Below are 516 nucleotides of genomic sequence, written 5' to 3' on the forward strand. Positions count from 1 at the left end.
AAGTAGCTCGCGTGGTAAGGCTTCCATTCCCGCTTGGTTCACCATAAAGCTGTCTACAGTATTGGTGATGCCCACGCCGTAAATTAACAGGATAGGAAAAATCGATAGGAAATAAAGCAGAGAGATTGAACGTCCCGCTTTTGCGCCAAAGTGTTCTTCAACCACATCGGTAAAGTCGGCATTTTTGATCTTAGAAGACAATACAAAGCGCGCTAAACCGCGGTGGGCGAGGTAAGTCATTGGAAATGCCAAAAACGCCATTGCGACTAGTGGCCAAAATCCACCGATGCCTAAGTTGATTGGCAGAAACAAAATACCGGCACCAACGGCGGTCCCGAATAGGCTGAGTACCCAATGTGTGTCATGTTTTGACCAAGAGGTTGTTGTGTTTAATTCACTAGAATTTAACGTATTTCGAGATTCTTTCACTTAAGACTCGCCTTTATAAAAATAATAATGTGGCGGATGGTATCTGTTTTAGTGATTGTTATCACATCAACTATGTGGTGAATCGTG

The 516-nt window shown here is 43.4% G+C and carries 1 protein-coding gene; it reads right to left on the reverse strand.

All coding sequences use genetic code 11. The features are described from left to right. Window positions 1-429: aromatic amino acid transport family protein (locus R7E78_RS30605; protein WP_318059206.1), on the reverse strand; the 429-nt coding region annotated here is incomplete at its 3' end. Window positions 430-516 lie beyond the last annotated feature (87 nt).

The organism is Vibrio sp. YT-19(2023), from assembly GCF_033337395.1.